Source organism: Pantoea sp. USHLN298 (assembly GCF_037149395.1).
Taxonomy (GTDB): domain Bacteria; phylum Pseudomonadota; class Gammaproteobacteria; order Enterobacterales; family Enterobacteriaceae; genus Pantoea; species Pantoea astica.
In genome coordinates this window covers 21,525-47,232 of the sequence record NZ_JBBCRO010000001.1, presented here as the reverse complement: position 1 = coordinate 47,232, position 25,708 = coordinate 21,525, and the positions used below count along the sequence as shown (strand labels likewise).

The 25,708-nt window shown below is 57.8% G+C and carries 24 protein-coding genes; 10 read left to right on the top strand and 14 right to left on the bottom strand.

Features of this window, described 5'->3' with window-relative positions; translation table 11 throughout:
• Positions 1–37: 37 nt before the first annotated feature.
• Positions 38–1,291, bottom strand: a complete 1,254-nt coding sequence (proA, locus tag WFK59_RS00250) for a glutamate-5-semialdehyde dehydrogenase (protein WP_336754760.1) — start codon at positions 1,289–1,291, stop codon at positions 38–40.
• A 10-nt stretch (positions 1,292–1,301) separates the two neighbouring features.
• Positions 1,302–2,405 (bottom strand): glutamate 5-kinase, encoded by a 1,104-nt coding sequence (proB, locus tag WFK59_RS00245; protein ID WP_233985191.1) that lies wholly within the window; start codon positions 2,403–2,405, stop codon positions 1,302–1,304.
• A gap of 238 nt (positions 2,406–2,643) precedes the next feature.
• Here proB and ompC point away from each other — a divergent pair, with 238 nt between their 5' ends.
• Positions 2,644–3,756 carry a porin OmpC gene (gene ompC / locus WFK59_RS00240; RefSeq protein ID WP_233985192.1) on the top strand — a complete coding sequence of 371 codons (1,113 nt, stop codon included), beginning with the start codon at positions 2,644–2,646 and terminating at the stop codon, positions 3,754–3,756.
• Positions 3,757–3,896: 140 nt separating this feature from the next.
• Here the strand turns inward: ompC and crl are convergent, their stop codons facing one another.
• The 3 genes from crl to gpt form a co-directional block, all read right to left on the bottom strand.
• On the bottom strand, positions 3,897–4,298 hold the full coding sequence (crl, locus tag WFK59_RS00235) for a sigma factor-binding protein Crl (protein ID WP_094120461.1): 402 nt from the start codon (positions 4,296–4,298) through the stop codon (positions 3,897–3,899).
• Positions 4,299–4,464: 166 nt separating this feature from the next.
• Entirely contained in the window at positions 4,465–5,712 is a 1,248-nt protein-coding gene (gene frsA, locus WFK59_RS00230; protein ID WP_336754759.1) for an esterase FrsA, read from the bottom strand.
• 116 nt (positions 5,713–5,828) lie between these two features.
• Entirely contained in the window at positions 5,829–6,287 is a 459-nt protein-coding gene (gpt, locus tag WFK59_RS00225) for a xanthine phosphoribosyltransferase (RefSeq protein WP_233985194.1), read from the bottom strand.
• 253 nt (positions 6,288–6,540) lie between these two features.
• Between gpt and pepD the strand changes: the two genes are divergently transcribed.
• The 4 genes from pepD to WFK59_RS00205 all read left to right on the top strand — a co-directional run bounded on the left by pepD (position 6,541) and on the right by WFK59_RS00205 (position 11,854).
• Positions 6,541–7,998, top strand: a complete 1,458-nt coding sequence (gene pepD / locus WFK59_RS00220; RefSeq protein ID WP_233985195.1) for a beta-Ala-His dipeptidase — start codon at positions 6,541–6,543, stop codon at positions 7,996–7,998.
• 259 nt (positions 7,999–8,257) lie between these two features.
• Positions 8,258–9,763 carry a sugar ABC transporter ATP-binding protein gene (locus WFK59_RS00215; RefSeq protein ID WP_336754758.1) on the top strand — a complete coding sequence of 502 codons (1,506 nt, stop codon included), beginning with the start codon at positions 8,258–8,260 and terminating at the stop codon, positions 9,761–9,763.
• Entirely contained in the window at positions 9,760–10,761 is a 1,002-nt protein-coding gene (locus tag WFK59_RS00210) for an ABC transporter permease (RefSeq protein ID WP_293001199.1), read from the top strand. Before WFK59_RS00215 ends, WFK59_RS00210 begins: the two co-directional genes overlap by 4 nt.
• 25 nt (positions 10,762–10,786) lie before the next feature.
• Complete coding sequence (locus WFK59_RS00205; RefSeq protein WP_336754757.1) at positions 10,787–11,854, top strand: sugar ABC transporter substrate-binding protein; 1,068 nt, start codon at positions 10,787–10,789, stop codon at positions 11,852–11,854.
• A gap of 36 nt (positions 11,855–11,890) precedes the next feature.
• Here WFK59_RS00205 and dinB read toward each other — a convergent pair whose 3' ends face one another.
• Positions 11,891–12,946, bottom strand: coding sequence for a DNA polymerase IV (gene dinB / locus WFK59_RS00200; RefSeq protein ID WP_336754756.1), 1,056 nt, complete (start codon positions 12,944–12,946; stop codon positions 11,891–11,893).
• Between the two features lie 244 nt (positions 12,947–13,190).
• Between dinB and dpaA the strand changes: the two genes are divergently transcribed.
• Positions 13,191–13,931 (top strand): peptidoglycan meso-diaminopimelic acid protein amidase, encoded by a 741-nt coding sequence (dpaA, locus tag WFK59_RS00195; protein ID WP_233985200.1) that lies wholly within the window; start codon positions 13,191–13,193, stop codon positions 13,929–13,931.
• Here dpaA and WFK59_RS00190 read toward each other — a convergent pair.
• The gene (locus WFK59_RS00190) at positions 13,902–14,669 is read right to left on the bottom strand and encodes a class II glutamine amidotransferase (RefSeq protein WP_336754755.1); all 768 of its coding nucleotides are present in this window, start codon (positions 14,667–14,669) and stop codon (positions 13,902–13,904) included. The genes dpaA and WFK59_RS00190 overlap by 30 nt on opposite strands.
• A 50-nt stretch (positions 14,670–14,719) precedes the next feature.
• Positions 14,720–15,298, bottom strand: coding sequence for a D-sedoheptulose 7-phosphate isomerase (gene lpcA / locus WFK59_RS00185; RefSeq protein ID WP_003851153.1), 579 nt, complete (start codon positions 15,296–15,298; stop codon positions 14,720–14,722).
• Positions 15,299–15,552: 254 nt separating this feature from the next.
• On the opposite strand from lpcA, the gene fadE reads away from it, so the two are divergent.
• Positions 15,553–18,006: an acyl-CoA dehydrogenase FadE gene (fadE, locus tag WFK59_RS00180; RefSeq protein WP_336754754.1), complete on the top strand. Its 2,454-nt coding sequence runs from the start codon at positions 15,553–15,555 to the stop codon at positions 18,004–18,006.
• A gap of 197 nt (positions 18,007–18,203) precedes the next feature.
• On the opposite strand, the gene mtnK is transcribed toward fadE, so the two are convergent.
• Positions 18,204–19,403 carry an S-methyl-5-thioribose kinase gene (gene mtnK, locus WFK59_RS00175; RefSeq protein ID WP_233985202.1) on the bottom strand — a complete coding sequence of 400 codons (1,200 nt, stop codon included), beginning with the start codon at positions 19,401–19,403 and terminating at the stop codon, positions 18,204–18,206.
• A 122-nt stretch (positions 19,404–19,525) separates the two neighbouring features.
• Here mtnK and mtnA point away from each other — a divergent pair, with 122 nt between their 5' ends.
• Positions 19,526–20,548 carry an S-methyl-5-thioribose-1-phosphate isomerase gene (gene mtnA, locus WFK59_RS00170; RefSeq protein WP_233985203.1) on the top strand — a complete coding sequence of 341 codons (1,023 nt, stop codon included), beginning with the start codon at positions 19,526–19,528 and terminating at the stop codon, positions 20,546–20,548.
• Positions 20,549–20,601: 53 nt separating this feature from the next.
• On the opposite strand, the gene WFK59_RS00165 is transcribed toward mtnA, so the two are convergent.
• Genes WFK59_RS00165 through WFK59_RS00155 form a run of 3 tightly spaced genes read right to left on the bottom strand, consistent with a single transcriptional unit; the run spans position 20,602 to position 22,440 of the window.
• Positions 20,602–21,144, bottom strand: a complete 543-nt coding sequence (locus WFK59_RS00165) for a 1,2-dihydroxy-3-keto-5-methylthiopentene dioxygenase (RefSeq protein ID WP_233985204.1) — start codon at positions 21,142–21,144, stop codon at positions 20,602–20,604.
• 1 nt (position 21,145) lies between these two features.
• On the bottom strand, positions 21,146–21,829 hold the full coding sequence (mtnC, locus tag WFK59_RS00160) for an acireductone synthase (protein WP_233985205.1): 684 nt from the start codon (positions 21,827–21,829) through the stop codon (positions 21,146–21,148).
• Positions 21,826–22,440: a methylthioribulose 1-phosphate dehydratase gene (locus WFK59_RS00155; protein ID WP_233985206.1), complete on the bottom strand. Its 615-nt coding sequence runs from the start codon at positions 22,438–22,440 to the stop codon at positions 21,826–21,828. The genes mtnC and WFK59_RS00155 overlap by 4 nt, the downstream gene beginning before the upstream one ends.
• 496 nt (positions 22,441–22,936) lie before the next feature.
• Between WFK59_RS00155 and WFK59_RS00150 the strand changes: the two genes are divergently transcribed.
• Positions 22,937–24,097, top strand: a complete 1,161-nt coding sequence (locus WFK59_RS00150; RefSeq protein ID WP_233985207.1) for a pyridoxal phosphate-dependent aminotransferase — start codon at positions 22,937–22,939, stop codon at positions 24,095–24,097.
• Positions 24,085–24,852: an amidohydrolase gene (locus WFK59_RS00145; protein ID WP_233985208.1), complete on the top strand. Its 768-nt coding sequence runs from the start codon at positions 24,085–24,087 to the stop codon at positions 24,850–24,852. The genes WFK59_RS00150 and WFK59_RS00145 overlap by 13 nt, the downstream gene beginning before the upstream one ends.
• Before the next feature lie 29 nt (positions 24,853–24,881).
• Here the strand turns inward: WFK59_RS00145 and uraH are convergent, their stop codons facing one another.
• The gene (gene uraH / locus WFK59_RS00140; protein WP_233985209.1) at positions 24,882–25,217 is read right to left on the bottom strand and encodes a hydroxyisourate hydrolase; all 336 of its coding nucleotides are present in this window, start codon (positions 25,215–25,217) and stop codon (positions 24,882–24,884) included.
• Positions 25,214–25,708, bottom strand: coding sequence for a 2-oxo-4-hydroxy-4-carboxy-5-ureidoimidazoline decarboxylase (gene uraD, locus WFK59_RS00135; protein ID WP_233985210.1), 495 nt, complete (start codon positions 25,706–25,708; stop codon positions 25,214–25,216). The genes uraH and uraD overlap by 4 nt, the downstream gene beginning before the upstream one ends.

Here is a 25,708-nt window from a genome sequence, read left to right as displayed (position 1 = left end):
TAAAAAGACTCCCGTTTTGTTAAAGAAAAGAGGGGGATTATGCCCGCAGGGTGTCGTCGCCCCAGGCAATCCATTTGTAGGTGGTCAGCGCCTCTAATCCCATCGGGCCACGCGCGTGCAGCTTCTGGGTACTGACGGCAACTTCCGCTCCCAGCCCAAACTGTCCGCCATCAGTAAAGCGGGTGCTGGCGTTAACGTAGACCGCTGAAGAATCCACCTGACGAACAAAGCGGGTAGCATTGCGGGTGCTGCGGGTCAGAATGGCATCGGAATGCTGAGTGCCGTGTGTGCGGATGTGATCGATCGCCTCATCCATATTCGCCACCCGCTTCACATTGAGATTCAGCGACAGCCATTCATCATCATACTGAGACGGATTAACCGGTTTAACCTGCGCCGGCCCCGGTTGCAGCTGCGCCAGCACGTTGCTGTCAGCGTGCAGCACAATATTTTCCTGCGCCATGCGAGCGCTGAAGGCGGGCAGAAAACGGTCGGCAATCGCCTGATCCACCAGCAAGGTCTCCAGCGAATTACAGGCGCTGGGACGCTGTTTCTTGGCGTTTACAATCACCTCAAGCGCCGGTTCGATCTCCATGGTTTCATCGATGTAGATGTGGCAGACGCCGATGCCGCCGGTGATCACCGGAATGGTGGAGTTTTCACGACACAGCTTGTGCAGCGCCGCGCCGCCGCGCGGGATCAGCATATCAACGTAACGATCCAGCCTGAGCAGCTGATTCACCAGTTCACGATCGGGATTTTCAATCGCCTGGATAATCGCCGCCGGCAAGCCGTGCTGCTGCAGGGCGTTCTGGATAACGCGCACCGTGGCGGCGTTGGTGCGCCACGTCTCTTTCCCGCCGCGCAAAATCGCCGCGTTGCCGGTTTTCAGGCACAGGCTGGCGACATCCACCGTCACATTGGGGCGCGCTTCATAAATCACCGCCACTACGCCGAGCGGCACACGGCGGCGCTCGATACGCAGCCCGCTGTCGAGCAGACCGCCATCAATCAGCTGCCCGACCGGATCGGCCAGCTGACAGACCTGACGGACGTCGCTGGCGATGCCGCTCAGCCGCTGCGGATTCAGCGTCAGCCGATCTAACAGGGCTGCGCTCATGCCGTTCTGGCGCGCATCGGCTAAATCCAGTTCATTAGCGGCCAGGATATCGGCACTTTCGTTTTCCAGACGATCGGCAATGGTCATCAGGACCTGGTTTTTCTCTGCGGTCGACAGATCGGCCACGCGATAGGCTGCTGCGCGGGCCGCTTTTCCCATCTCTTCAAGCATTGTTTGCTCCTTAACTGACGATCATGTCGTCGCGGTGAACCGCCACCGGGCCATATTCATAGCCGAGGATTTCACTGATCTGCTGACTGTGGTGTCCGGCAATCATCCGCATGGCGTCGCTGTTATAGCGCGATACGCCGTGGGCGATATCCCGTCCCTGCAGGCTGCGAATGCGGATCACTTCACCGCGGGAAAAATTACCCTGGATAGCGCGGATGCCTTTCGGCAGCAGCGAACTGCCCCGTTCGATAATCGCCGCCAGCGCGCCGTCATCCACCGTCAGTTCACCGGCAGGCGGTGCACCAAAAATCCAGCGTTTGCGGTTTTCCAGCGGCGACTGCTGAGCGTGAAACAGCGTCCCTACCGGCTTGCCATCAATCACATCACCGATCACGCCGCTGCGGCTGCCTGAAGCGATGATCACATCGATACCGGCACGACAGGCGACATCCGCCGCCTGCAGCTTGGTCGACATTCCACCGGTGCCCAGTCCCGAAACGCTGCCGCCTGCTAATGAGCGTAACGCATCGTCAATCACATGCACGTCGCTGATCAGCTCAGCGTCGGGATTACTGCGCGGATCGGCGGTAAACAGGCCCTGCTGATCGGTCAGCAGCAGCAGTTTGTCCGCGCCGCCGAGCATTGCCGCCAGCGCCGACAGGTTGTCATTGTCGCCCACCTTAATCTCGGCGGTTGCCACCGCATCGTTCTCATTGATCACCGGCACAATGTGGTTATCGAGCAGTGCGCGCAGCGTGTCGCGGGCATTCAGAAAACGCTCGCGATCTTCCATGTCGGCGCGGGTCAGTAACATCTGACCGATGTGAATGCCATAGATGGAGAATAACTGCTCCCACAGCTGGATCAGACGGCTCTGCCCCACCGCAGCCAGCAGCTGCTTTGAGGCGATGGTCGGCGGCAGTTCGGGGTAACCCAGATGTTCGCGTCCGGCCGCCATCGCGCCGGAGGTGACGATCACAATGCGGTGGCCTGCAGCATGCTGCTGAGCACACTGACGAACCAGCTCCACCATGTGCGCCCGATTCAGCCGGCGTGACCCGCCGGTGAGAACGCTGGTACCCAATTTGACCACTAAGGTCTGACTGCCACTCATATTTCCTGCCGTAGTGAAAAATTTTTACGAAAGGACGTTTTAACAGGAGTCGATAAGGAAGCCAACAGCCAGCGGGGGAAAAGCACGATTTTACGCGGACAAGGGCGTAGACCAAAAGTTCACGGTTAACAAGAAATCACGAAAAGTGTCATAAAAAGTTCATCGCCGACCGGTAAAAAGTCGGTGTTTTACAAAAACTTTCACAACTTTTTGACGTACACATTGGGATTGATAGCAAATGAAGAAAAGCACACTGGCAATGATCATCTCCGCTCTGGCGCTGGCGTCTACCGCACAGGCTGCCGAAGTCTATAACAAAGATGGCAACAAACTGGACTTTTACGGCAAAGTGAAAGCTGAACATTACTTCAGCGATAATGCCGGCTCAGATGGCGACAAATCCTACGTGCGTATCGGCTTCAAAGGCCAGACGCAGATCAACGACCTGATGACCGGTTACGGTCAGTGGGAATATCAGTACAACGTCAACAACTCCGAAGGCAGCGATGCCAACAACGGTAACAAAACCCGCCTCGGTTTTGCCGGTCTGAAATTCTCACAGTATGGATCTGTCGACTACGGCCGTAACTATGGCGTGCTGTATGACGTTGAATCCTGGACCGACGTGTTCCCGGAGTTTGGTGGTGACGGCACCGCGCGTTCTGATAACTTTATGACCCAGCGCGCCACCGGCGTAGCGACGTACCGCAACAACAATTTCTTCGGTCTGGTGGATGGTCTGAAATTTGCACTGCAGTATCAGGGCAAAAATGACGCCAGCAGCGCCAACAGCCGTACCGACATCAACCGCCAGAACGGCGATGGTTACGGTGCGTCACTCGGCTATGCTCTGGGCGATAGCGGCGTGAGTCTGATGAGTGCCATTACCTCCTCTGACCGCACCAACCAGCAGCAGGCGCGTGCCTATGGCGGCGGTGACCGTGCAGATTCATGGGGCGCAGGCGTGAAGTATGATGCCAACAGCGTTTACCTGGCGGCTATCTATACCGACACCCGCAACATGACGCCAATCAGCGGCACCAACCGCAACACCGGTGCTGCCGTAGCCGGTGCCGCCAACAAAGCCCAGAACATCGAGCTGGTGGCGCAGTATCAGTTTGATTTCGGCCTGCGTCCGTCTATCGGCTATGTCCAGACCAAAGGCAAAGACATCGAGAACGGCATCGGCGATGCGGATCTGGTGAAATATATCGATGTGGGTGCCACCTACTACTTCAACAAAAACATGTCCGCTTTTGTGGATTACAAAATCAACCAGCTGGATGACGATAACGCCCTGTCAATCAACAACGATGACGTGGTTGCCGTGGGTATGACTTACCAGTTCTGATATCTGTCGCACCCGCGCCGTCCCTGTTGATTGCTGTGGCGGACGCGGGTACGCAGTGCGTTACCCTTAATCTGAATGTGTCTGCATAAAAAAAGGGGCGAGTGTTTAACTCGCCCCTTTTCTGTTATTAAACCCGCCGATCAGGCACTGAGCTTAACCGGTTTCTCATCGAAATCGCTGGCCGGAATCAGCCCAAGCTCAAATTCCTGCAGCATCGCTTTCAGGCGGGTATGGAAATTCCGTAAGGTTTCTTCCACGCGCGCCGTGTTCTCTTTGCCTTTTACGGTTGCCACCGACCAGTCGCCCTCTTTATCGAACAGACCGATATGGTAGACGTAGGTAAAGTGATCGGCCTGCGCTTCCAGCTCCATCCACCAGCCCCAGAACTCACGCAGTTCCGGTGCCGGTTTCACATTGACGCAGGCAGCCAGGCAGTCGAAAAAGAAACGGGTTTCACCACATTTCCCATCGCGAATATACGGCCCCAGCTCAGTGAAGCGCTTAAGCAGGCGACTGCGGGGATGACCACTCGGTAACGTCATGCTAATTCTCCATAGGTTTTGACCGATATCGATCCTCAATCATCCGGACTGCCGCCGTCTGCTCCACGTCATGTCGCTGGCATCACAGCCTGAGGTGAGTGAAGTGCGGCACCGCAGTCGGAATAATTCAGGTAATAGTTGTAGCAAATACTGTAAATTTTGCCAGTTACCTTTTTAAACGCTTCTCCAGCCAGTCGCAAATTTCATTTAGCGCCCGGTCAAAACTGGCCATCATCGGTTTCACCGGGATCAGCAACGCTTTGCCCTCTGCCGAGGAGTTGGCAATCAGCTTGCTCTCCTCTTCCGGGCTGAACAGGTCGTTCTGCCAGTAGCCGGACAGCATCGGCGTCGGCGTGCGGCGGCCCAGCAGTCCCTGAGTTTTCAGCGAATAGCGGTTAAGTTCGGTTCGCAGGGAGCGGTCAGACGAGGAAGCCATTCCCAGCCGGCTCGCCAGCATATCCATGTACATATCCGGAATCTCATCCTGCAGCGCCGTCTGGGTCAGCAGCGCATGCACAATCGGGCCGAGACAGGCCACCGCGCGCAGCCGCTGTGATTCGAGGTAAGCCAGCCGCACCGCCACGTTAGCACCAAAGCGATAGCCAAAGGCCGCCACGCGGGTGTGATCGATCCACGGCACGGTTTCCAGCTGGCGCAGCACCTGCTGGTGCAAAAAGCTGGTGTCCTGATTCAGGGTCCACTTCACCGAGTTGCCAACGGACGGCACATCAATGGTCAGCATCGCGATACCGCGCGGCGCCAGATAGTCATGAAACAGACGATAGTGGTCACTCTGGAGTGAATCGAGCGCGCCGCAGAACAGCACGGTGGGATAAGGCGCCTCGACGCCAGCGGGCATATGCAGGAAACCGCTGACCGGGCTGCCGCCGTTGATGGCAAATGTCAGCGGCTTCAGCTCACCCGGCAGCCGCTGCGTCGCCTCTTCATAAGCGCGATTCGCCAGCGTCTGCGCCTGATCGGCCAGCTCATCGCCTTTAATATAGGGATAGGCGGCCACGCTATAGAGATGCGCCGCGTGCAGCCAGTATTCGCCCGCTTCACTGTCGTCGCTGCACTCCAGCGCTTTCTGCTGCCAGATACCCGCCTGGCGACACCATTCAAAGTTCCAGTTGCCGCCACGGAAACCGATCACCGTGTCCAGCAACGTCTCGTCGGTATGCTCTACGTTGCTGATGGCGATGCGCGCCAGCACTTCGCTGATCTCCTGCGGCGTGAGGCCGCGCCAGGTCCACATCAGCTTGTTCAGCATACGATACCAGCCGCGCTGGCTGTCGCCATCCAGGGCGGAGTGCAGCTCGGGCGTCGCGTGATGCTGGCGACGAACTAAAGAAGAGGTTTCAGGATGTTTAAAGCGGGGTTTGAACAACTCCTCGCTGAGATTTTTGCTGGACATACTCACTTCTCCTGCGGCAGAAACGGCGATGGCTAAGTCTACTGTACGCCAGCTCAGGGTGCGAGGTGCAGAAAGCACAACGCCCGGAAAACCGGGCGTTGTTTGAGGCGCATCAATCAGCTTTTAACGATTGGCGGAATGTAAACCACGCCCATGTCCCACGGCTGCTCGATCCAGGTATTCTGCGGGATGTCGACGATGTAATCATCCACCAGCTGGCGTCCGGCCGGCTTGGCAAAAATGGTGCAGAAGCGGGCTTTCGGGTACATCTCGCGGATCGCCTGTGCGGTGCCGCCGGTATCGACGAGGTCATCGATCACGATAAAGCCTTCGCCATCGCCTTCTGCGCGCTTCAGTACTTTCATTTCGCGCTGATGATCGTGGTCGTAGCTGGAGATGCAGACGGTATCGACATAGCGAATCCCCAGTTCACGCGCCAGCAGCGAAGCCGGTACCAGACCGCCGCGGCTGACCGCGATAATGCCTTTCCACTGTTCAACAGGAAGCAGGCGCTGAGCCAGTTTACGGGCATGAATCTGTAGCATGTCCCAGGTAACGACGTATTTTTCGCTCATAGAATAGGAATCCCAGCCAACCGGAGTGGCTTAAAAATGTGCAACGGGGAAAAGGTTGCGCGAGATTATAAGGAGTTGACGCGCTAAAAACCAGCACCCGCGCGTCGGTTGCGGCTTTTTAGCGCGTCTGAGTGCACACCCGACGAAAAACAGTGATATTCTCAGGCCATCTCGCCAGATTCTCTGGCGGCGATCTTTCACTGGAAACTCGCGATGTCCGGCTGGTCCGGCGCACTGACACAGGAGACTTGTCGTGTCTGAATTGTCTCAACTCTCTCCACAGCCACTGTGGGATATTTTCGCTAAGATTTGCTCTATTCCTCATCCCTCTTTTCATGAAGAAGCGCTGGCGAGTTACATCGTCGGCTGGGCCAAAGAGCAAGGCTTCTGGTGTGAGCGCGATCAGGTCGGCAATATCCTGATTCGTAAACCCGCCACTGCCGGGATGGAAAACCGCAAGCCCGTTGCGCTGCAGGCGCACCTCGATATGGTGCCGCAGAAGAATAACGATACCGTACACGACTTCACCAAAGATCCGATTCAGCCGTGGATTGATGGCGAATGGGTGAAAGCGCGCGGCACCACACTGGGCGCAGACAACGGCATCGGTATGGCCTCGGCGCTGGCGGTGCTGGCTGACAGCAGCCTGACTCACGGTCCGCTGGAAGTGCTGCTGACCATGACCGAAGAAACCGGCATGGATGGGGCTTTTGGTCTGCAACCGAACTGGCTGCAGGCTGACATCCTAATCAACACCGATTCGGAAGAAGAAGGTGAGATCTACATGGGCTGCGCGGGTGGTATTGACTTCGTCACTACCCTGCCACTGACCCGTGAAGCGGTGCCTGCTGCGTTCGAGACCCTGAAGCTGACGCTGAAAGGGCTGCGCGGCGGTCACTCCGGTGCCGATATTCATATGGGCCTCGGCAACGCCAACAAACTGCTGGCGCGTTTCCTGGCGGCGCACGCTGCCGAACTGGACCTGCGTCTGCTGGCGTTCAGCGGCGGTACGCTGCGTAACGCCATTCCGCGTGAAGCCTTTGCGACCGTTGCCGTCGAGAGCCACAAGGCCGATGCGCTGAAATCTGCTGCGGCGCATTTCCTGACCGCCATCCAGAACGAGCACGGCATTAAAGAGCCGAACATCGCGCTGGTCACCGAACCGCTGGCCCATCAGGGTGAAGCATTAACCACTGACAGCCGCGATCGCTTCCTGAATCTGCTGAACAGCACGCCAAACGGTGTGATCCGTAATTCGGATGTGGCGAAAGGCGTGGTCGAAACTTCGCTGAATATCGGCGTAGTGACGATGGACGCGGATAAAGCCGAAATCAACTGCCTGATCCGCTCGCTGATCGACACCGGACGCGATTATGTGGTGCAGATGCTGACCTCGCTGGGCCAACTGGCAGGCGCGCAGACCAAAGCGAAAGGCGGCTACCCAGGCTGGCAGCCGGACGCGGACTCGCCGATCATGGCGCTGACCCGTCAGACCTATATCGCGCTGTTCGACAAAACGCCCAACATTCAGGTGATTCACGCCGGTCTGGAGTGCGGTCTGTTCAAAAAACCTTATCCGCAGATGGATATGGTGTCGATCGGTCCGACCATCACCGGTCCACACTCACCGGATGAGCAGGTGCATATTGAAAGCGTCGGCCTTTACTGGAAATTGCTGACCACCTTGCTGAATGCGGTGCCAGAAAAGTAATCTCACCGCAAAAAGTTTAACCAGGCTCCGGCCTGGTTTTTTTATGCCTGCCGTGCCGCAATAGCATAATTCACCACCCTGAACGCCCTTCCCCACCTGAAACCGCCACGCTTTCGCGCTTCGCTGGTTATAGCCACCATTATGTCCAGATGTCTGGATGGCTAAGACCGTTTCGTGCTAGCTTATGCGCTTTCGGTCGTTGCCGCGCCTGAAGCTTCAGGAAAAAATGCGGCCAGTGATTCTTCAGGAGAATGGTGACATGGCTGCGTTAAACCGCCTTGAGATGCGTAACATCTCCATCGCTTTTGGCGGGTTCGCCGCGCTCACGTCGGTCGATTTTGTCAGCGAAGGCCACTCTGTTCACGCGCTGACCGGCGCGAATGGCGCAGGCAAATCGACCCTGATGGCGATACTGTCCGGTGCGCACAGCCACTACAGCGGCGAGATCCTGCTGGACGGTGAGCCGGTCTCCATCCGCACGCCGCGTGATGCTAAACAGCTCGGTATCCATCTGGTTCAGCAGGAAGTAGACGTGGCACTGGTGCCGCAGCTCAGCGTGGCGGAAAACATTCTGCTGGATCGGCTGGCGGAGCCGGGTCACGGCTATCACTGGGGCGAGATCCGTCGCCAGGCGCGCACTCTGCTGGCACAACTGGAGGTGACGCTGGACGTTAACCGGCTGGTTGAGCGCTGCACTCTGGCTGAAAAGCAACAGATTCTGCTGGCGCGTGCGCTGTCGCATCATTGCCGCTTTCTGATTCTGGATGAGCCGACCGCCCCGCTGGATCAGCATGAGAGCGAACGGTTGTTCACCGTGGTGCGTCGCCTGCAGGCCAGCGGCATCGGCGTGATTTTTATCTCGCACCGTATTCACGAACTGAAAGCGATCTGCGATCGCCTGACGGTACTGCGCGACGGCCAGCTGATTGAGAGCGGTCCGATGGCGGCGCTGAGTGGCGAGCAGATCGTGGAAAAAATGCTTGGGCATCAGCTCACCGATATCTATCCCGCCCGGCGTGAACCGCAACCGCAACCGCTGCTGCTGGCGGTTGACGGGCTGCATGATGAACATCTGCTGCAGGATATCTCGCTGCGGCTGCACAAAGGGGAAATTCTCGGCATCGCCGGACTGGCCGGTGCCGGCAAAACCGAACTGTGTAAAGCGCTGTTTGGCGCCAGTAAAAGCCGCATCACTAAAGGCGAGCTGCACGGTCAGCCGTGGCGGCCGAAATCCCCGCACGATTCAGTCAGCCGGCGCATGGCGCTGGTGCCGGAAGAACGGCGTAAAGAAGGCATTTTTATTGATGAGTCGGTAGCGATGAACCTCAGCGTCAGTGCGGACGACAGTTTCTCACGCTGGAGCCTGTTCGGGCATCGCCAGGCGTGGCGCTGGGCAGAACAGGTGATTCAGCGGCTTCAGGTGCGCACCACCGGCCCGGCCCAGCCGCTTCGTCGCCTCTCTGGCGGTAACCAGCAGAAAGTGGCGATTGGTAAATGGCTGCGCAACAACGCCGATGTCCTGATTTTCGATGAGCCGACCAAAGGCGTCGATATCAAAGCCAAAACCGAACTCTTCACCCTGATCGACAGCCTGGCGCGCGAAGGTAAAGGCATTATCTACGCGTCAGGTGAATTTTCTGAACTGGTCGGCTTATGCGACCGGATTTGCGTGCTGTGGGATGGACGCATCGTAGCCGAACTGGCCGCGCGCGACGTTACCGAAGAGACGCTTTTGCTTTATTCCACCGGAGGAACCCCTGCGTGAGCAGCAAAGAAACCAGCCTGAATCTGCCGTCCACGTCGTGGCGTCATCAACTGTTCGATTTCCTCTATAAATGGGGCATGTTACTGACGGTGGTGATCCTGATCGCTGCCTTTGGTCTGGCCTCAGACAGTTTTCTCGAACCCAATAACATCATCAATATTCTGCGATCGATTGCGATTGTCACGGTCATCGCGGTTGGCGTATCGATTTCACTCACCGTCGGCGGCTTCGATCTGTCGGTCGGCTCAACCGCTTCGCTGGCCAACGCGCTGGTGATATCGCTGTTTGTCTGGTACGGCATGGACACCACTCAGGCGATCCTGATCACCCTGGCGCTCTGCACCCTGGTCGGGCTGTTTAACGCCTTTCTGATTGTGATCCTGCGCATCCCCGACATGCTGGCGACGCTGGCAACGCTGTTTGTGATTCAGGGCGTGGCGATGACCTACAGCTTTGGCGGCTCCATCACCGAAAACATGGTGCTGCCAGGCGGCGATATGGCGGAAGGCACCATTCCGGCAGCGTTTGGCCTGCTGGGCCAGGTGCCGACCATCGTCATTATTATGCTGGTGGTCACGGTGGTGGCGCAGCTCGCGTTGTCGCTGACCAAACATGGCCGCCGGATGTATGCGCTGGGCGGCAATCCCGAAGCGGCGCGGCTCTCCGGTATCCGCACTACCCGCTATCGCGTGCTGGCCTATGTGATCGCCTCGCTGCTGGCCGGACTGGGCGGCATTCTGCTCGCCTCGCGTATCGGCTCATCGCAGGTTAACGCCGGCGGCGGCTATCTGATGGACGCGGTGGCGGCAGCGTGGATCGGCTTCTCGCTGGCGGGATCGGGCAAACCGAATGCGCTCGGCACGCTGGTCGGTGCGGTGATCCTCGGGGTGCTGCAGAACGGGCTGGTGATGCTCTCCGTCCCCTACTACGCCATGGACATTATTAAAGGACTGGTGCTGGCTCTGGCACTGGCCATGACCTATATTCAGCGCCGCTAAGGCGCATTACCCGGAGTTGATAATAATGCAAAAAATAACGCTCTCGCTGCTGGCACTGAGCCTGCTGAACGCCAGCGCCGCTTTCGCGGATACCGTCACCCCGGTACCGGCTGCCATCGCCAGCCATGACGGCCCGATCCGCATCGCGGTGATCCGTAACCTCGGTTCTGACGATAACACCACCCAGTTTGTCGCCGGTGCCATTCAGCAGGGTCGCCAGCTGGGCTTTAAGGTCAGCACCTTTCTGAGCAACGGCGACGATGCGCGTTTCCAGGATTTCGTTAACCAGGCGATCAGCCAGAAGTATGACGGTATCGTGCTGTCGCACGGCAAAGCGCCTTACGCCAGCGGCCTGGTCAAGCGCATCGCCGACGCGGGCATTAAAGTGTCAGTGTTTGATACCCCGGTTGATAGCCCGATTGACGGTGTCACCGTCACCGCGCAGGATGACGCCTCTCTGGCGCAGCTGTCGCTGGGTCAGTTAATTAAAGATTTCAACGGCAAAGCCAATATCGTCAAACTGTGGGTCGCCGGTTTCCCGCCTATGGAACGCCGTCAGGTGGTGTACGAGAAACTGCTGAAGGAGAATCCAGGCATTCATCAGCTGGAGTCGATTGGCGCCGTCTCCACCGATGTTCAGGGCGATACCGCCAACAAGATTGGCGCCATTCTGGCTAAATACCCGAAAGGCAAAATCGATGCGATCTGGGGCGCGTGGGATGCGTTCAGCCAGGGCGCCTATAAAGCGCTACAGGAGAATGGCCGTACCGAGATCAAGCTCTACAGCATTGATGTCTCGAACCAGGATCTGCAACTGATGCGTGAGAAGAACAGCCCGTGGGTCCAGACCGTGGCGGTCGATCCTAAAACCATCGGCGCGGTGAACATGCGTCTGGTAGCGAAAAAGATTGCCGGTGAAGCGACGCCAGCCACGTATCAGTTTAAGGCGGCGTCGATCTCTCAGCAGCAGCTCAACAGCCAGCCCGGCGCGGTGAACGTTGCCTCGCTGAATAAAATCGTGCCTGGATGGGGCGGTAATGATGATTTCGTCGCGCCGTGGTTTGCCACGCTGGCGGCGAAATATAAGAAGTAATCGGATGTCAGCCTTACCGGTCGGTGAGGCTGACGGTTACAACCCCAGCAGCAGCTGCCGTTCCAGCTGCGGATCGAGCAGGGTGACGTGCAGCCCCACCAGCCTGACGCCCCGTCCGGCCCGGCGCTCATCCCAGGTTTTTCTGGCAATCGCGATCATGTCCTCTTTATTCAGCACCGGCCAGATATGCTCCTGGGTGGTCTGCTGAAAGTCGCTGAACTTGAGTTTCACCCCCTGACGCGCGACCTGCTTATCAGGTCGGATCTGGCCCAGCCGGCGATCCAGCTCGGCGTAGAGAAAATCGATGATCTCCAGGCAGGCGTCCCAGTCGTTAATGTCTTCTGCCAGCGTACGCTCCACGCCGAGTGATTTACGTTCCCGTTCAACCACCACGTCACGCTCGTCGATGCCGTTGCTGCGCTCCCACAGCACCCGACCAAACTTACCAAAGCGCTTCAGCAGCTGGGCTAAATCTGCCTTCTGGACATCACCGCAGGTGACCAGCCCCATCTCTTCCAGCTTTTTTGCCGAGACCTTGCCGACGCCAGGGATTTTTGCCAGCGGCAGCGTCAGTAAAAATCCGGACATCTCCGCCGGCGTGATAACAAACTGCCCGTCCGGCTTATTCAGGTCGGAGGCGATTTTTGCCAGGAATTTAATCGGGGCGATACCGGCCGAGGCGGTGAGCCGGGTCTCACGCAGGATGGTGGCGCGAATATCCTGGGCGATCAGGGTGGCGGAGCCGTGACAGTGTGGACTGTCTGTGACATCCAGATAGGCCTCATCCAGCGACAGCGGTTCAATCAATGGTGTGTAGCGCGAGAAGATCTCGCGGATCTGCGCCGAGGCTTCTTTATAGGCGTCAAAGCGTCCGGGCAGCAGCCGCAGATGGGGACATAACTTCAGCGCCATCCCGGTCGGCATGGCGCTGCGCACGCCATATTTGCGCGCCGGATAGTTAGCGGTACTGATGACGCCGCGACGTTCGCGGCTGCCACCGATGGCAATCGGGATGTCACGCAACTGGGGATTATCGCGCATCTCCACCGCAGCATAGAAGCAGTCCATATCGACATGAATGATTTTACGCATACCCCCTCCAGCACTGGATAAGTATACAGTTGGCGAAGGTAACTGCAATATTTGTCGCGACCGGCATTAAAGTTTACAAATTTCTGGCCGTATTCTGTTCAGGAAATTGCGAATTTCTGGCGTGCTGTCTTGCTAAAAAAACAGACAGTGTTTAATGTTGCGCTGCGGTAGCGGATAGTTCCGATAATGCAAGCAGAGACGCACGATGGCGTCATTGTTCTCTTCACCTCAAGGTACACACAGCATGGGCAAAATCGCACTCCTGTTTGCGATGATTTTACTGCCAGCCCTCAGCATGGCAATGACCCCCGAACCCGCGCAGCAAGCGGCACCGGTCAGTAAAGAATTAAAGAAACAGTTACTCGGCACGCCGGTCTATATTCAGATTTTCAAGGAAGAGCGTACCCTCGAACTGTACGGCAAAATTGGTAACGAATACCGCCTGCTGGATACCTACCGCATCTGTAATTTTTCTGGTGGCCTCGGCCCGAAACGTCGTGAAGGCGATTTCAAAAGCCCGGAAGGATTTTATAACGTCAGGCTGAACCAGCTGAAACCGGATAGCCGGTTTTATCGCGCGATCAACATCGGCTTTCCGAATCAGTACGATCGCAATCAGGGCTACAGCGGTAACTACCTGATGATCCATGGCGACTGCAAATCGATTGGCTGCTACGCCATGACTAACGCCTATATGGATGAGATTTTTACTTATGTGAATGCGGCGCTGCGTAACGGCCAGCAGGATATCAGCATCAGTATCTATCCGTTCCGCATGACCGACAGCAATATGCAGCGTCACCGTTACTCCACCTACGCCAGTTTCTGGCAGCAGTTGCAGCCGGGTTACGCTTATTTTGCGAAGTATCACCAGCCGCCGACGGTGAATGTCACCAGCGGTAAGTATGTGATGAACAGCAGCCCGGTCGTGACCAATCCCGATGCTGCTTCACGCTCATTCCTGGCGCTCTCCAAGGCAGAATAACGCCCACTCACCTGGCACAATCCGCTGCCAGGTTTCATTGGCCGTCAGCGGCTGCGTGGCAATCACCGTCACCACGTCGTGCGGCGTGGTGTGCTGCTGGAAATCAACTTCGACATCCTGATCGAGCAGCTGCGCGCGGCCAAACGGCGCGCGCCGGGTGATCCAGAACAGGTTGGTGGAGCAGAAGGCCATCAGATAACGCCCATCCGACAGCAGCATGTTAAACACCCCTTTCTGCCGCAGGCTGCCCGCCAGCTCGCCAATAAAGCGAAACACCGCGGGCCAGTTGCCCGGCGTGCGCGGATAACGCGTCGCCAGCTGATGCAGAATCCAGCAGAACGCTTTCTCGCTGTCGGTCTCTCCGACCGGGCGAAAGGTGCCGGTCTCAAGCAGACGGTAGCCTTTTAACTGTCCGTTATGGGCATAGGTCCAGTTGCGACCCCACAATTCGCGGGTAAACGGATGGGTATTTTCCAGCGAGACCTGACCACGATTCGCCTGGCGGATGTGCGCCACCACCGAATGCGATTTGATCGGATACTCCTGCACCAGCCGCGCTATCGGTGAGTTGAAGCTCGGCAGCGGATCTTTAAAGGTACGACAGCCCTTATCTTCGTAAAAGGTAATGCCCCAGCCATCTTTATGTGGGCCGGTTCCGCCACCACGCTGCACCAGGCCGGTAAAGCTGAAACAGATATCCGTGGGAACATTGGCGCTCATCCCGAGCAATTCGCACATAGCCACCGCCTTAGAGTCAGACGCCTCCCGCCAGGCGAGAGGCTAACGAGTTACTTCACCATCTCTTTTTCAATCAGCAGCATCAGGATATGGATCACTTTAATGTGGATCTCCTGAATGCGATCGGCATAGCCAAAGTGCGGCACCCGGATTTCAATATCGGCACTGCCCGCCATCTTACCGCCATCTTTGCCGGTCAGGGTGATCACTTTCATCCCCTGCGCCCGTGCCGCCTCAATCGCCTTGATAATGTTGGCAGAGTTACCGGAGGTGGAGAGCCCCAGCAGCACGTCGCCCGGACGGCCTACCGCTTCAATGTAGCGTGAGAATACATAATCGTAGCCGAAGTCATTACTGACGCAGGAGAGATGGCTGACGTCTGAAATGGCGATCGCCGGATAGCCAGGACGATTTTCACGATAGCGGCCGGTCAGCTCTTCAGCAAAATGCATCGCGTCGCAGTGCGACCCACCGTTGCCGCAGGAGAGCACCTTGCCGCCCGCCTTAAAGCTGTCTGCCAGCAGCACCGCAGCACGCTGGATCGCATGGATATTGGCGTCATCGCTAAGGAATTTATTTAGCGTATCAGCGGCTTCGTTAAGCTCAGAGCGGATGATGTCCTGGTACATAGGCGTGTCCTTTTTTAGGAGAGGTTAATCGCAGCAAGTTTAACGGAATGGCCGGGCAGCGCAAAGCATCACGCCATCCCCACCCGACTGCCGCTGGCATTATCTCTGCACAGTCGGAAGCGAAACGGGTCGAAAAATTGATTTTGTGAGTCAGGTTGTAATTGCGATGTAAACGAATTGATAAAAACAGCCAACTATTCTAAACCTCTATGCATAACAGGTCAGACCTCTTACTTCTTATGGAGTGGTTCATTATGATGGTTGTTTCGATACTTGCCACGGTGGTGCTGATTGGCGCCCTGTTCTATCACCGCCTGTCATTGCGGCTGAGCAGCCTGATTCTGCTGCTGTGGACCGCAGCGATGGCGGCCGCACACCTCTGGACGCCGTGGCTGCTGCTGCCGCTGGCAATTATTCTGCTGCCGTTTAACCTGCCATCGCTGCGCCGCAACCTGTTCTCAAAACCGATGTTGCAGCGTTTTCAGCAGGTGATGCCGCCGATGTCACGCACCGAGAAAGAGGCGATCGATGCCGGTACCACCTGGTGGGAAGGCGATCTGTTTCAGGGCAAACCGGACTGGCAGAAGCTGCACAACTATCCGCAGCCTCGCCTGACGCCAGATGAGCAGGCCTTCCTGGATGGCCCGGTTGAAGAAGCGTGCCGGATGGCGAATGATTTCCAGATTACCCATGAATTGGCCGATCTGCCGCCGGAACTGTGGGCTTATCTGAAACAGCATCGCTTCTTCGCCATGATCATCAAAAAAGAGTATGGCGGGCTGGAGTTTTCCGCCTACGCTCAGGCGCGCGTGTTGCAGAAACTGGCGGGCGTATCGGGCATTCTGGCGATTACCGTTGGCGTACCGAACTCACTCGGTCCGGGCGAACTGCTGCAGCACTACGGTACTGAAAAACAGAAAAACCACTATTTACCGCGTCTGGCGCGAGGTGAAGAGATCCCCTGCTTCGCCCTGACCAGCCCGGAAGCGGGTTCAGATGCCGGTGCGATTCCCGATACCGGCGTGGTCTGCATGGGTGAATGGCAGGGTCAGCAGGTGCTGGGTATGCGGCTGACCTGGAACAAACGCTACATTACGCTGGCACCGATCGCCACCGTGCTGGGGCTGGCATTTAAACTCTCCGATCCCGACCATCTGCTCAGCGACAACGCCAGTCCGGGCATTACCTGCGCGCTGATCCCGACTAACACCCCCGGCGTCGAGATCGGTCATCGTCACTTCCCGCTGAACGTACCGTTCCAGAACGGTCCGACGCGCGGCAAGGATATTTTCGTGCCGATCGATTACATCATCGGCGGACCGGAAATGGCCGGACAGGGCTGGCGTATGCTGGTTGAATGTCTGTCAGTGGGTCGCGGCATCACTCTGCCATCCAACTCGACCGGCAGCCTGAAAAGCGCGGCGCTGGCGATTGGGGCCTATGCCCATATCCGCCGTCAGTTCAGACTGTCGATCGGTAAAATGGAAGGGATTGAAGAGCCGCTGGCGCGTATCGCCGGTAACGCCTACGTGATGGATGCGGCGGCGACGCTGATCACCGCGGGCATTATGCAGGGCGAAAAACCGGCGGTGCTGTCGGCGATTGTGAAATATCACTGCACCCATCGTGGTCAGCGGGCGATCATCGACGCGATGGATATTGCCGGGGGTAAAGGCATTATGCTCGGCAACAGCAACTTCCTGGCACGCACCTATCAGGGTGCACCGATCGCCATTACCGTTGAAGGGGCCAACATCTTAACCCGCAGCATGATCATCTTCGGTCAGGGCGCTATTCGTTGCCATCCTTATATTCTGCAGGAGATGGCGGCCGCGGCGAGTAACGACGTTAACGCCTTTGATCGCGCGCTGTTCAGCCATATCGGCCACGTCGGCAGTAATCAGGTACGCAGCCTGTGGCTCGGTTTAACTGGCGGACGCACCAGCGCGACCCCAACCCGCGATGCCACGCGCCGCTATTATCAGCAGCTCAACCGCATCAGCGCTAACCTCGCGTTGCTGTCGGATGTCTCAATGGCGGTGCTGGGCGGCAGCCTGAAACGCCGTGAACGCATTTCGGCGCGACTGGGTGATGTCCTGAGCCAGCTCTATCTGGCCTCTGCCACCCTGAAACGCTATGACGACGAAGGCCGCAATGAAGCGGACCTGCCGCTGGTGCACTGGGGCGTTCAGGATGCGCTGCATCAGGCGGAAGTGGCGATCGATGACCTGCTGCGCAACTTCCCTAACCGGATGGTGGCAGGCGCATTACGGCTGGTGATTTTTGCCGGTGGCCACCACTGCCCGGCCCCGTCCGATCGTCTGGATCATCAGCTGGCAAAAATACTGCAGCTGCCGTCTGCCACCCGTACCCGTCTGGGACGCGGACAGTATCTGGCGCCGGTGGAAAATAATCCGGCCGGTCAGCTGGAACAGGCGTTGCAGGATGTAATGGCCGCAGAAGTGATTCACGACAGACTGAGCAAACAGCACAAGCAGCATCTCTCCTTTACCCGGCTGGATGAGCTGGCAAAACGGGCGCTGGAGCAGGGCTGGATTGACGATAAAGAAGCAGAGATATTGCGCCGCGCTGAAACCAGCCGCCTGCGTTCTATCAATGTGGATGAGTTTGAAGCGGATGCGCTGGCAGTGCCGGTGCCGGAGAAGAAACCACAATCCGCTTCGCCACGCGCCAGCGAGGCGGCATAAGGTTGCGGGCCGATGTGATGTCGGCCCGTTAATTCAGCGACGCCCTCCGTAAAGAGGCAAAAAAGCCATCCCTGGCACGCTCAGCGCGAGCCAGGGATGGCTTTAATGTTTAATCTGATGGTGTTTCCGGCGCGGGCACACCCTCATCGCCGACAATCTTTGTTTTATCTCAAGGCCGACATCACGTCGGCCTTTTTTTATCCTGCCTGACGGATGCGGGCAATCAGCGCATCGGCATCTTCAACGTGATCGGCCGCCAGAATCAGCGTGCGTCCAAGGTTAATCGCGTTACGGATGCAGTCAGTGCGCATCGCCGGATCGGCAATCAGCTTCATATCCGCCACGTGTGACATGCCTACCGTGCGGCGAATCAGTTCGGTTCCGCAGTAGCCGATAGTATCCGCCCATACTTTGCGCAGAAACGCCCCGACATAGCCGGGATAGGCCAGCGCCACGTCAGCCGTTTTCTCGGCAGCCAGCGCCTGGAAACGGCTGGAGAAGGTTGTCCAGACGCGATGCACATCGCTGAGGCGTTGTTCGCGCCCATCAGCCGCTTCACGCGGTGGCAGCAGGCCAGGCAAGCCACAGTAATTGATCAGCAGGTTGCCAAGCGCGGTGCCGACGTCAAAGCCTATCGGTCCGAAATAGCCAAATTCCGCATCAATCGCCTTCAGGCTGCCGTCTGCGACGAAAATCGATCCGCTGTGAATATCGCCATGCAGCAGAGCTTCGGCGTGGGCGAAGAAGCGGTGCTTGAGACCGGCCACCGCAATACGCAGCGCATCATCGTGACGCAGGCTGTCAACCAGCGGCTCCAGCGCTGCCGGATAGCTGTTGCGCGGATGATCGGTGTAGGGATCGTTAAAGAAGAGATCTTCGGTGATTTCGCACATTTCCGGATTAATAAAGCGCGCCACTTCCGCTTTCTTGTGATGCGGATGCAGCACGAAATCGGAGGTGTGAAACAGGGTCTGCGCCAGATACTCGCCCAGCTGCCGTGGCGCGTCAGGGTAGTGAACGCCCTTCACCAGCTCGCTGCGCCAGATATGATGGCTGGAGAGATCTTCCATTACCATCACCGCCAGATCCGCGTCGTAATGGGTAATCTGCACCGTGTGCTGCGGACAATATTTGTAATGCTCGACCAGGGTCTGCGCTTCAAGCCGCGCCCGATCCAGCGTCAGAGGCCAGGACTCACCGACACAGCGCACGTACGGCAGTGCCTGCTTGACCACCACCCGGCTGTTGCCCTGGTTATCATAAATTTTAAACACCAGGTTGAGGTTGCCGTCGCCAATCTCTTCGGCACGGCTCAGGACGGAGGGATCGTCCAGCCCGCCAAATTGTCGGGCATAGTCCACCGCGTCAGCAGCGGTGAAGGTACGGTATTGCGACATTGCCTGTTCCTCATCATTCGAAGGCGGAATAATCCCGGTGTAAAAGCCGTTCAGACGTCTATACATCCGCCGAGCATGTTGGCACAATAACCGACATTAACGCAACAGGGATTTAACCCACCATGCAGACTCTTCAGACCACCAGCTTACAGGTTCGTGACAATCAGCTCTGGATACTCGATCAGCAGGCATTACCGCAGCAAAAAAACTGGCTGCCGGCGCACAGCGTCGCGCAGCTGGTTGAGCATATTCACGCGTTGCGGGTACGCGGTGCGCCGCTGATTGGCCTTTCCGCCTCATTGCTGCTGGCGTTGCTGGCAGAACAGGGTCAGAGCCAGACGCAACTGGCAGAGTCGCTGGCGATCCTGCGTGCCGCCCGCCCTACCGCCGTCAATCTGATGAACAACCTCGATCGGATGAAACAGGCGCTGGCGCAGCCGGCGTTCGCGACCGCGCTGGCAGAAGAAGCCTGGCGGCTGGTCGAAGAAGATAAGCAACTGTGCGAAGCGATTGCCACCGCAGGCAGCGCGCTGGTGAAACCTGGCAGCCAGTTGCTGACCCACTGCAACACCGGCGGGCTGGCAACGGCGGGCGTCGGCACCGCGCTGGGAGTGATTGTTCGCGCTCATCAGCAGGGCCGGGTTAATAATGTCTGGGTGGATGAAACCCGCCCGCTGTTACAGGGTGGTCGGTTAACCGCGTGGGAGCTGGGCGAACTGGCGGTTCCTTATACCCTGATTACCGACAGCATGGCCGCCAGCCTGATGGCCACTAAACAGGTGGATGCAGTGTGGGTCGGCGCGGACCGGATTGCCGCCAACGGCGACGTTGCCAATAAGATCGGCACTTACAGCCTCGCGGTGCTGGCACACTACCATCAGATCCCGTTTTACGTTGCCGCGCCGCACACCACCCTAGATCGCGGATGCCCGAACGGCGCAGCGATCCCGATCGAGCAGCGCGCCGCCAGCGAAGTGACCGGCGTGGCTGGCAGTTTTGGTAGCGTGCAGTGGGCGCCTGAAGCGGCGAACGTCTATAACCCGGCGTTTGATGTGACGCCAGCCGCCCTGATCAGCGGCTGGGTGCTGGACACCGGCGTGGTGACACCTGAGCAGGTTCAGGCCGGGATTTTCCAGCCACAGTAAGTCAGCCGGTGATCCCGCTGCGCTCAGCGGGATCACCGATAGGATCTGACCGATTACGCCAGACGCGGATAAGCATCCGCAATCTTATCGCCGGTAAAGTTCGCCACCCAGCCTTCCTGATTATCAAAAATCCGGATGGCGGTGAAATGCGGTGACGATCCCATATCAAACCAGTGTGGCGTGCCGGCCGGCACTGAGATCAGATCGTTCTTTTCGCACAGGATCTGCAGGATTTCGCCATCCAGATGCAGGCAAAAGAGTCCGGCACCCTCAACAAAGAAACGCACCTCATCTTCGCCGTGGGTATGCTCGGAAAGAAACTTTTCGCGCAGCACGGTTTTCTGCGGATTATCGGCGCGCATGCTGATCACGTCCCAGCTCTGATAGCCCTTCTCCGCCACCAGCCGATCGATAGCGTGCTGATAGGCGTTGATCACCGTTTCGGGGTCCGGATTTTCACCCAAATCGCGATCGGCTTCCCAGCGCTCAAAACGAACGCCTTTGGCATTCAGTCGCTCACGAATCGCTTCTGCCTCGGTGCTGTGCCATATCGGCTGGCTGGCTTCGCTGTCGGTAAAAATAGTCAGTGCACTCATTCTAAATCGACTCCGGTTTAATCTCAGAAAAATCAGTGACCTGACGGTGGCGGCTTTCGCCATCCGCCTCACCGCGTATCAACTGCAGGGTATGCCAGCCGGCCTGAGCAGCCGCATCCAGTTCCTGATGGATATCCGACAGGAACAGCAGCTGTTCGGCTGGCAGGCCAATCTGTGCGGCAATGGTGTGATACGCTGTGACGTCACGTTTCGCGCCGACATGAGTATCGAAGTAGCCGCTGAATAAGCCAGTAATATCACCTTCGTCGCTGTAGCCAAATAACAATTTCTGCGCCGCCACCGAGCCTGAGGAATATACATAGAGTTTAAGGCCTTGCGCCTGCCAGGCGGTCAGCGCAGGCAGCACATCGGGATAGAGATGTCCGGTAAAACTGCCGTTGAGATAGCCGTCGCGCCAGATCATCCCCTGCAGCGCTTTCAGGCCGGTAGATTTGCGATCCTGATCCATAAAGCTGAACAGGATCTGCGTCAGGGTGGCGAGATCGGCCTGCGGCTGATCGACCTCATCCCGCACCGCCTGAAGCGCAGCCTGCACTTCTGGTTGCTGCTGCTGGTCACGCAGGAAAGTCGCCAGATGCTGACGCGCGTACGGAAACAGGATGTTATGGACAAAGCGGATATCGCTGGTGGTGCCTTCAATATCGGTAACAATGGCGCGGATCATGCGTTCTCCAGCAGGCGACGTTGACGTTCACATTCAAATAAAAATTCCAGCCCTTCCAGCTGGCGACGCGCTTCGCTGACATCACGGCCCCAGCAGGTTAAGCCGTGACCGCGCAGCAGGAAGCCATAGCGCAGCGGAAACCGGGCGGCGTAATCTTCAATTTCCGACGCCAGCGCCGGAATATCCTGACAGTTGTCGAACACCGGAATGGCCACAGTATCCAGATGATTATGCTGACCGGTGAGGGTTTTCTGCATCTCATAGCCGTGCAGCAGCAGCGCAGCGCCCTGCTCGACCCGCGATAACACCGTCGCATTGACGGTGTGGGTGTGCAGCACCGCGCCCGCCTCGGGGAAGAGCCGATAGATCAGCGTATGCAGGCCGGTTTCCGCCGACGGCTTACGGCCTGACAGCGCCTGGCTGGTAGCAATATCAACCTGAATAAAGTCATCGCGGGTCAGCGTGCCTTTATCTTTACCCGATTCGCTCAGCAGGCAGATCTGCGCATCCTGACGCACAGACATATTACCGCCGGTCGCGGGTGCCCAGCCCTTCGCGCCAATCCAGTGACAGGCGGCGACCAGTTGATCTAACGGGTGAATATCCGACATAGAGTTTCCTTGCGGTGGAATGTGATGTCTGGTGACTCAGATAACGGTAACGGCCTCTAAAATACAACAGGTTATGTTTGCTACATTCTTAATGAATAAGACTCACGCCCCTGCCAAATATTTCCTTGCGGTGGAATGTGATGCCTGGTGACTCAGATAACGGTAACGGCCTCTAAAATACAACAGGTTATGTTTGCTACATTCTTAAGGAGTAAGACTCACGCTCCTGCCAAATGATCCGTGTGTCAGCAAGGCGGTAAGTGCGCTTATCCCCGCGAGCTGACATCAGTCAGTGACCGGGGTAAGCAAGCGCAACCAACGCCGCTGACGCGCGGAGCATGACGGCAGGAGCAAACGCAGCCAACGCCGCTGAGGTGCGTAGCATGACGCATTTAGCCGTCTAAGCGTCTCGATTGCCAAATACTACCATCCTGTTTATAGTGGCACAAACACCGGGTGACTCCGCATCGACATTCGCGCTGAAGGCCAGATAACCATGACGCAGCACAACCTGATTCCCGAGAGCAAACTTCCGGCGCTTGGGACCACTATTTTTAGCCAGATGAGTGCGCTGGCGCAGCAGCACAACGCCATCAACCTTTCTCAGGGCTTCCCTGATTTTAACGGACCGGACTATTTGCAGCAGCGGCTGGCGTATCACGTTAGCCAGGGCGCGAACCAGTATGCGCCGATGACCGGTGCGTTGCCGTTACGCGAGGCGATTGCGGAGAAGACCGCGGCGCTTTATGACTATCGTCCGGATGTGGATCAGGAGATTACGGTCACGGCCGGGGCGACGGAAGCGCTGTATGCGGCGATTACCGCGCTGATCAGGCCGGGCGATGAGGTGATCTGTTTCGACCCCAGCTATGACAGTTATGCGCCGGCGGTTGAACTGTCGGGTGGCGTGCTGAAGCGCATCCCCCTGCAGCCACCGGCTTTTCGCGTTGACTGGACGGCTTTTAGTGCACTGCTGAGTGACAAAACCCGGCTGGTAATCCTGAATACGCCGCACAATCCGTCGGCCACCGTCTGGCAGCGCGAGGATTATGCCGCGCTGTGGCAGGCTATTGCCGGGCTGCCAGTCTATGTGCTGAGCGACGAAGTGTATGAGCATATCTGCTTCGATCCGGCCGGTCACGCCAGCGTGCTGGCCCATCCTGAACTGCGTCAGCGCGCCATTGCCGTCTCATCGTTTGGTAAAACCTTCCATATGACCGGCTGGAAAGTGGGTTACTGCATTGCGCCTGCGGCAATCAGCGCTGAAGTACGCAAGGTGCATCAGTATCTGACCTTTTCGGTGAATACCCCGGCGCAGCTGGCGATTGCCGATATGCTGCGCCACCAGCCGGAACATTATCGCGAGCTGCCAGCGTTTTATCAGGCACGGCGCGACCAGCTGATCGCCGGATTGCAGCACAGCCGCTTCAACGTGCTGCCGTGCGAAGGCACCTATTTTTTACTGGTGGATTACAGCGCGATCTCCGATCTGGACGATGTCAGTTTCTGCCAGTGGCTGACCAAAGAGGTGGGTGTGGCGGCGATACCGCTGTCGGTGTTCTGCGCCGATCCCTTTCCTCATAAACTGATTCGCCTCTGTTTCGCTAAACAGCCGGCGACGCTGGATGCCGCCGCGGAGCGCCTATGTCAGCTTTAAACATCACCCTATTGCAGGAAACACTGAGCTGGATGGATGGCGAAGCCAATCTGCGCCATTTTGATCAGCAACTGGCTGGCATCACCGGACGCGATTTAATTCTGCTGCCGGAGATGTTTACCACCGGCTTTGCGATGGAGGCGGCAAAAAATTCGCTGCCGCAGGCACAGGTAGTGGAGTGGCTGCAGCAGCACGCCCGGCAGACTGACGCCCTGATCGGCGGCAGTGCCGCGATCCAGACCGAAAACGGCGCGGTAAATCGCTTTTTACTGGTCGAGCCGGACGGCACGCTGCATCAGTATGACAAGCGGCATCTGTTTCGCATGGCGGACGAGCATCATCACTATCTGCCCGGCGAGCAGCGTCAGATTGTGGAATGGCGCGGCTGGCGCATTCTGCCGCAAATCTGTTACGACCTGCGTTTCCCGGTCTTTTCGCGTAATCGCAACGACTACGATCTGGCGCTGTACGTCGCCAACTGGCCTGCGCCGCGTGCGTTGCACTGGCAGGCGCTGCTGTTGGCGCGCGCGATTGAAAATCAGGCTTACGTGGCGGGCTGTAACCGGGTCGGCAGTGACGGCAACCAGCATCAGTACCGCGGCGACAGCCAGATTATTTCGCCGCAGGGTGAGATCCTCAGTGCCGCCGAGCCGTTCCAGCGCGCCCGGCTGGATGCGGAGCTGTCGCTGGAGGCGCTCAATGCCTATCGTGAACGCTTCCCGGCGTGGCAGGATGCGGATCGTTTTTCATTGTAAACGACCCGGCTGAGGTTCAGGGGAGACGATCAGCTGCCGCGATAGGTTGACCACGACCACGGCGAGATCAGGAACGGCAGATGGAAATGGCTGCCCGCCTCGGCAATGACAAAATCGATCTGGGCGCTGACGTAGAGCGCATCCCGACCGGCGGCGGCAAAATAGTCGCCAATCTCCGCCGTTAAGCGATAGTGGCCTGGCGCCAGCGGTTCCGGGGTTAAGGTTTTCAGACGACCGTCGCTGTCGGTCTCGCCCTGAGAAATCGGAAACCATCCTTCCGGGCTGTTTTGCTCCAGCGAAATCGCCACGCCGCTGGCCGGTTTGCCTAGCGCCGTATCAAGAATATGGGTGGTGACGGTGCTCATTCAATACTCTCCTCCAGGCGTAACAGGGTAATTTCCCGCAGCTGATCCAGCGCTTCCTGCTGCTCAGCCTGTTGATCATTCTGTAACCGACGCTGCAATTCCGCCAGCATCTGCTCTGCACTCCGTCCTTTGGCGCGGATTAAAAACACCCGGCCAAAACGCGCCTCATAAGCCTGATTGCCCTGCTGCATCGCCTGCTGCAGCGACCGATCGGCCTGCTGCATGGCGGACTGTTCACCGCGCGACAGGGTAGCCTGTTTGTCGCTGCCGCTGGCCCGCTCGCCGATACGCGGATGGGCAGCCAGCGCCGCCTGTAAATCATCGCTCTGCCACTGACGCGCCAGACTGTCGCCGGTGGCGAGCAGCGCCGCCACTGAAGGATAGGGCCGCGCCGCCACCAGCGCCTGCTGCCAGTGTGGGATCGCCACACAGTGGGCAATCGCCGCCAGCGCCTGCTCCGCCGGTAACTGATTAAAGAGGGTTAATTCCAT

Excerpts from the sequence above, each read along its gene's own strand:
- proA (WP_336754760.1), bottom strand. The coding sequence starts at position 1,291 with ATGCTTGAAGAGATGGGAAAAGCGGCCCGCGCAGCAGCCTATCGCGTG.
- proB (WP_233985191.1), bottom strand. The coding sequence starts at position 2,405 with ATGAGTGGCAGTCAGACCTTAGTGGTCAAATTGGGTACCAGCGTTCTC.
- ompC (WP_233985192.1), top strand. The coding sequence starts at position 2,644 with ATGAAGAAAAGCACACTGGCAATGATCATCTCCGCTCTGGCGCTGGCG.
- crl (WP_094120461.1), bottom strand. The coding sequence starts at position 4,298 with ATGACGTTACCGAGTGGTCATCCCCGCAGTCGCCTGCTTAAGCGCTTC.
- frsA (WP_336754759.1), bottom strand. The coding sequence starts at position 5,712 with ATGTCCAGCAAAAATCTCAGCGAGGAGTTGTTCAAACCCCGCTTTAAA.
- gpt (WP_233985194.1), bottom strand. The coding sequence starts at position 6,287 with ATGAGCGAAAAATACGTCGTTACCTGGGACATGCTACAGATTCATGCC.
- WFK59_RS00215 (WP_336754758.1), top strand. The coding sequence starts at position 8,258 with ATGGCTGCGTTAAACCGCCTTGAGATGCGTAACATCTCCATCGCTTTT.
- WFK59_RS00205 (WP_336754757.1), top strand. The coding sequence starts at position 10,787 with ATGCAAAAAATAACGCTCTCGCTGCTGGCACTGAGCCTGCTGAACGCC.
- dinB (WP_336754756.1), bottom strand. The coding sequence starts at position 12,946 with ATGCGTAAAATCATTCATGTCGATATGGACTGCTTCTATGCTGCGGTG.
- dpaA (WP_233985200.1), top strand. The coding sequence starts at position 13,191 with ATGGGCAAAATCGCACTCCTGTTTGCGATGATTTTACTGCCAGCCCTC.
- WFK59_RS00190 (WP_336754755.1), bottom strand. The coding sequence starts at position 14,669 with ATGTGCGAATTGCTCGGGATGAGCGCCAATGTTCCCACGGATATCTGT.
- lpcA (WP_003851153.1), bottom strand. The coding sequence starts at position 15,298 with ATGTACCAGGACATCATCCGCTCTGAGCTTAACGAAGCCGCTGATACG.
- fadE (WP_336754754.1), top strand. The coding sequence starts at position 15,553 with ATGATGGTTGTTTCGATACTTGCCACGGTGGTGCTGATTGGCGCCCTG.
- mtnK (WP_233985202.1), bottom strand. The coding sequence starts at position 19,403 with ATGTCGCAATACCGTACCTTCACCGCTGCTGACGCGGTGGACTATGCC.
- mtnA (WP_233985203.1), top strand. The coding sequence starts at position 19,526 with ATGCAGACTCTTCAGACCACCAGCTTACAGGTTCGTGACAATCAGCTC.
- WFK59_RS00165 (WP_233985204.1), bottom strand. The coding sequence starts at position 21,144 with ATGAGTGCACTGACTATTTTTACCGACAGCGAAGCCAGCCAGCCGATA.
- mtnC (WP_233985205.1), bottom strand. The coding sequence starts at position 21,829 with ATGATCCGCGCCATTGTTACCGATATTGAAGGCACCACCAGCGATATC.
- WFK59_RS00155 (WP_233985206.1), bottom strand. The coding sequence starts at position 22,440 with ATGTCGGATATTCACCCGTTAGATCAACTGGTCGCCGCCTGTCACTGG.
- WFK59_RS00150 (WP_233985207.1), top strand. The coding sequence starts at position 22,937 with ATGACGCAGCACAACCTGATTCCCGAGAGCAAACTTCCGGCGCTTGGG.
- WFK59_RS00145 (WP_233985208.1), top strand. The coding sequence starts at position 24,085 with ATGTCAGCTTTAAACATCACCCTATTGCAGGAAACACTGAGCTGGATG.
- uraH (WP_233985209.1), bottom strand. The coding sequence starts at position 25,217 with ATGAGCACCGTCACCACCCATATTCTTGATACGGCGCTAGGCAAACCG.
- uraD (WP_233985210.1), bottom strand. The coding sequence starts at position 25,708 with ATGGAATTAACCCTCTTTAATCAGTTACCGGCGGAGCAGGCGCTGGCG.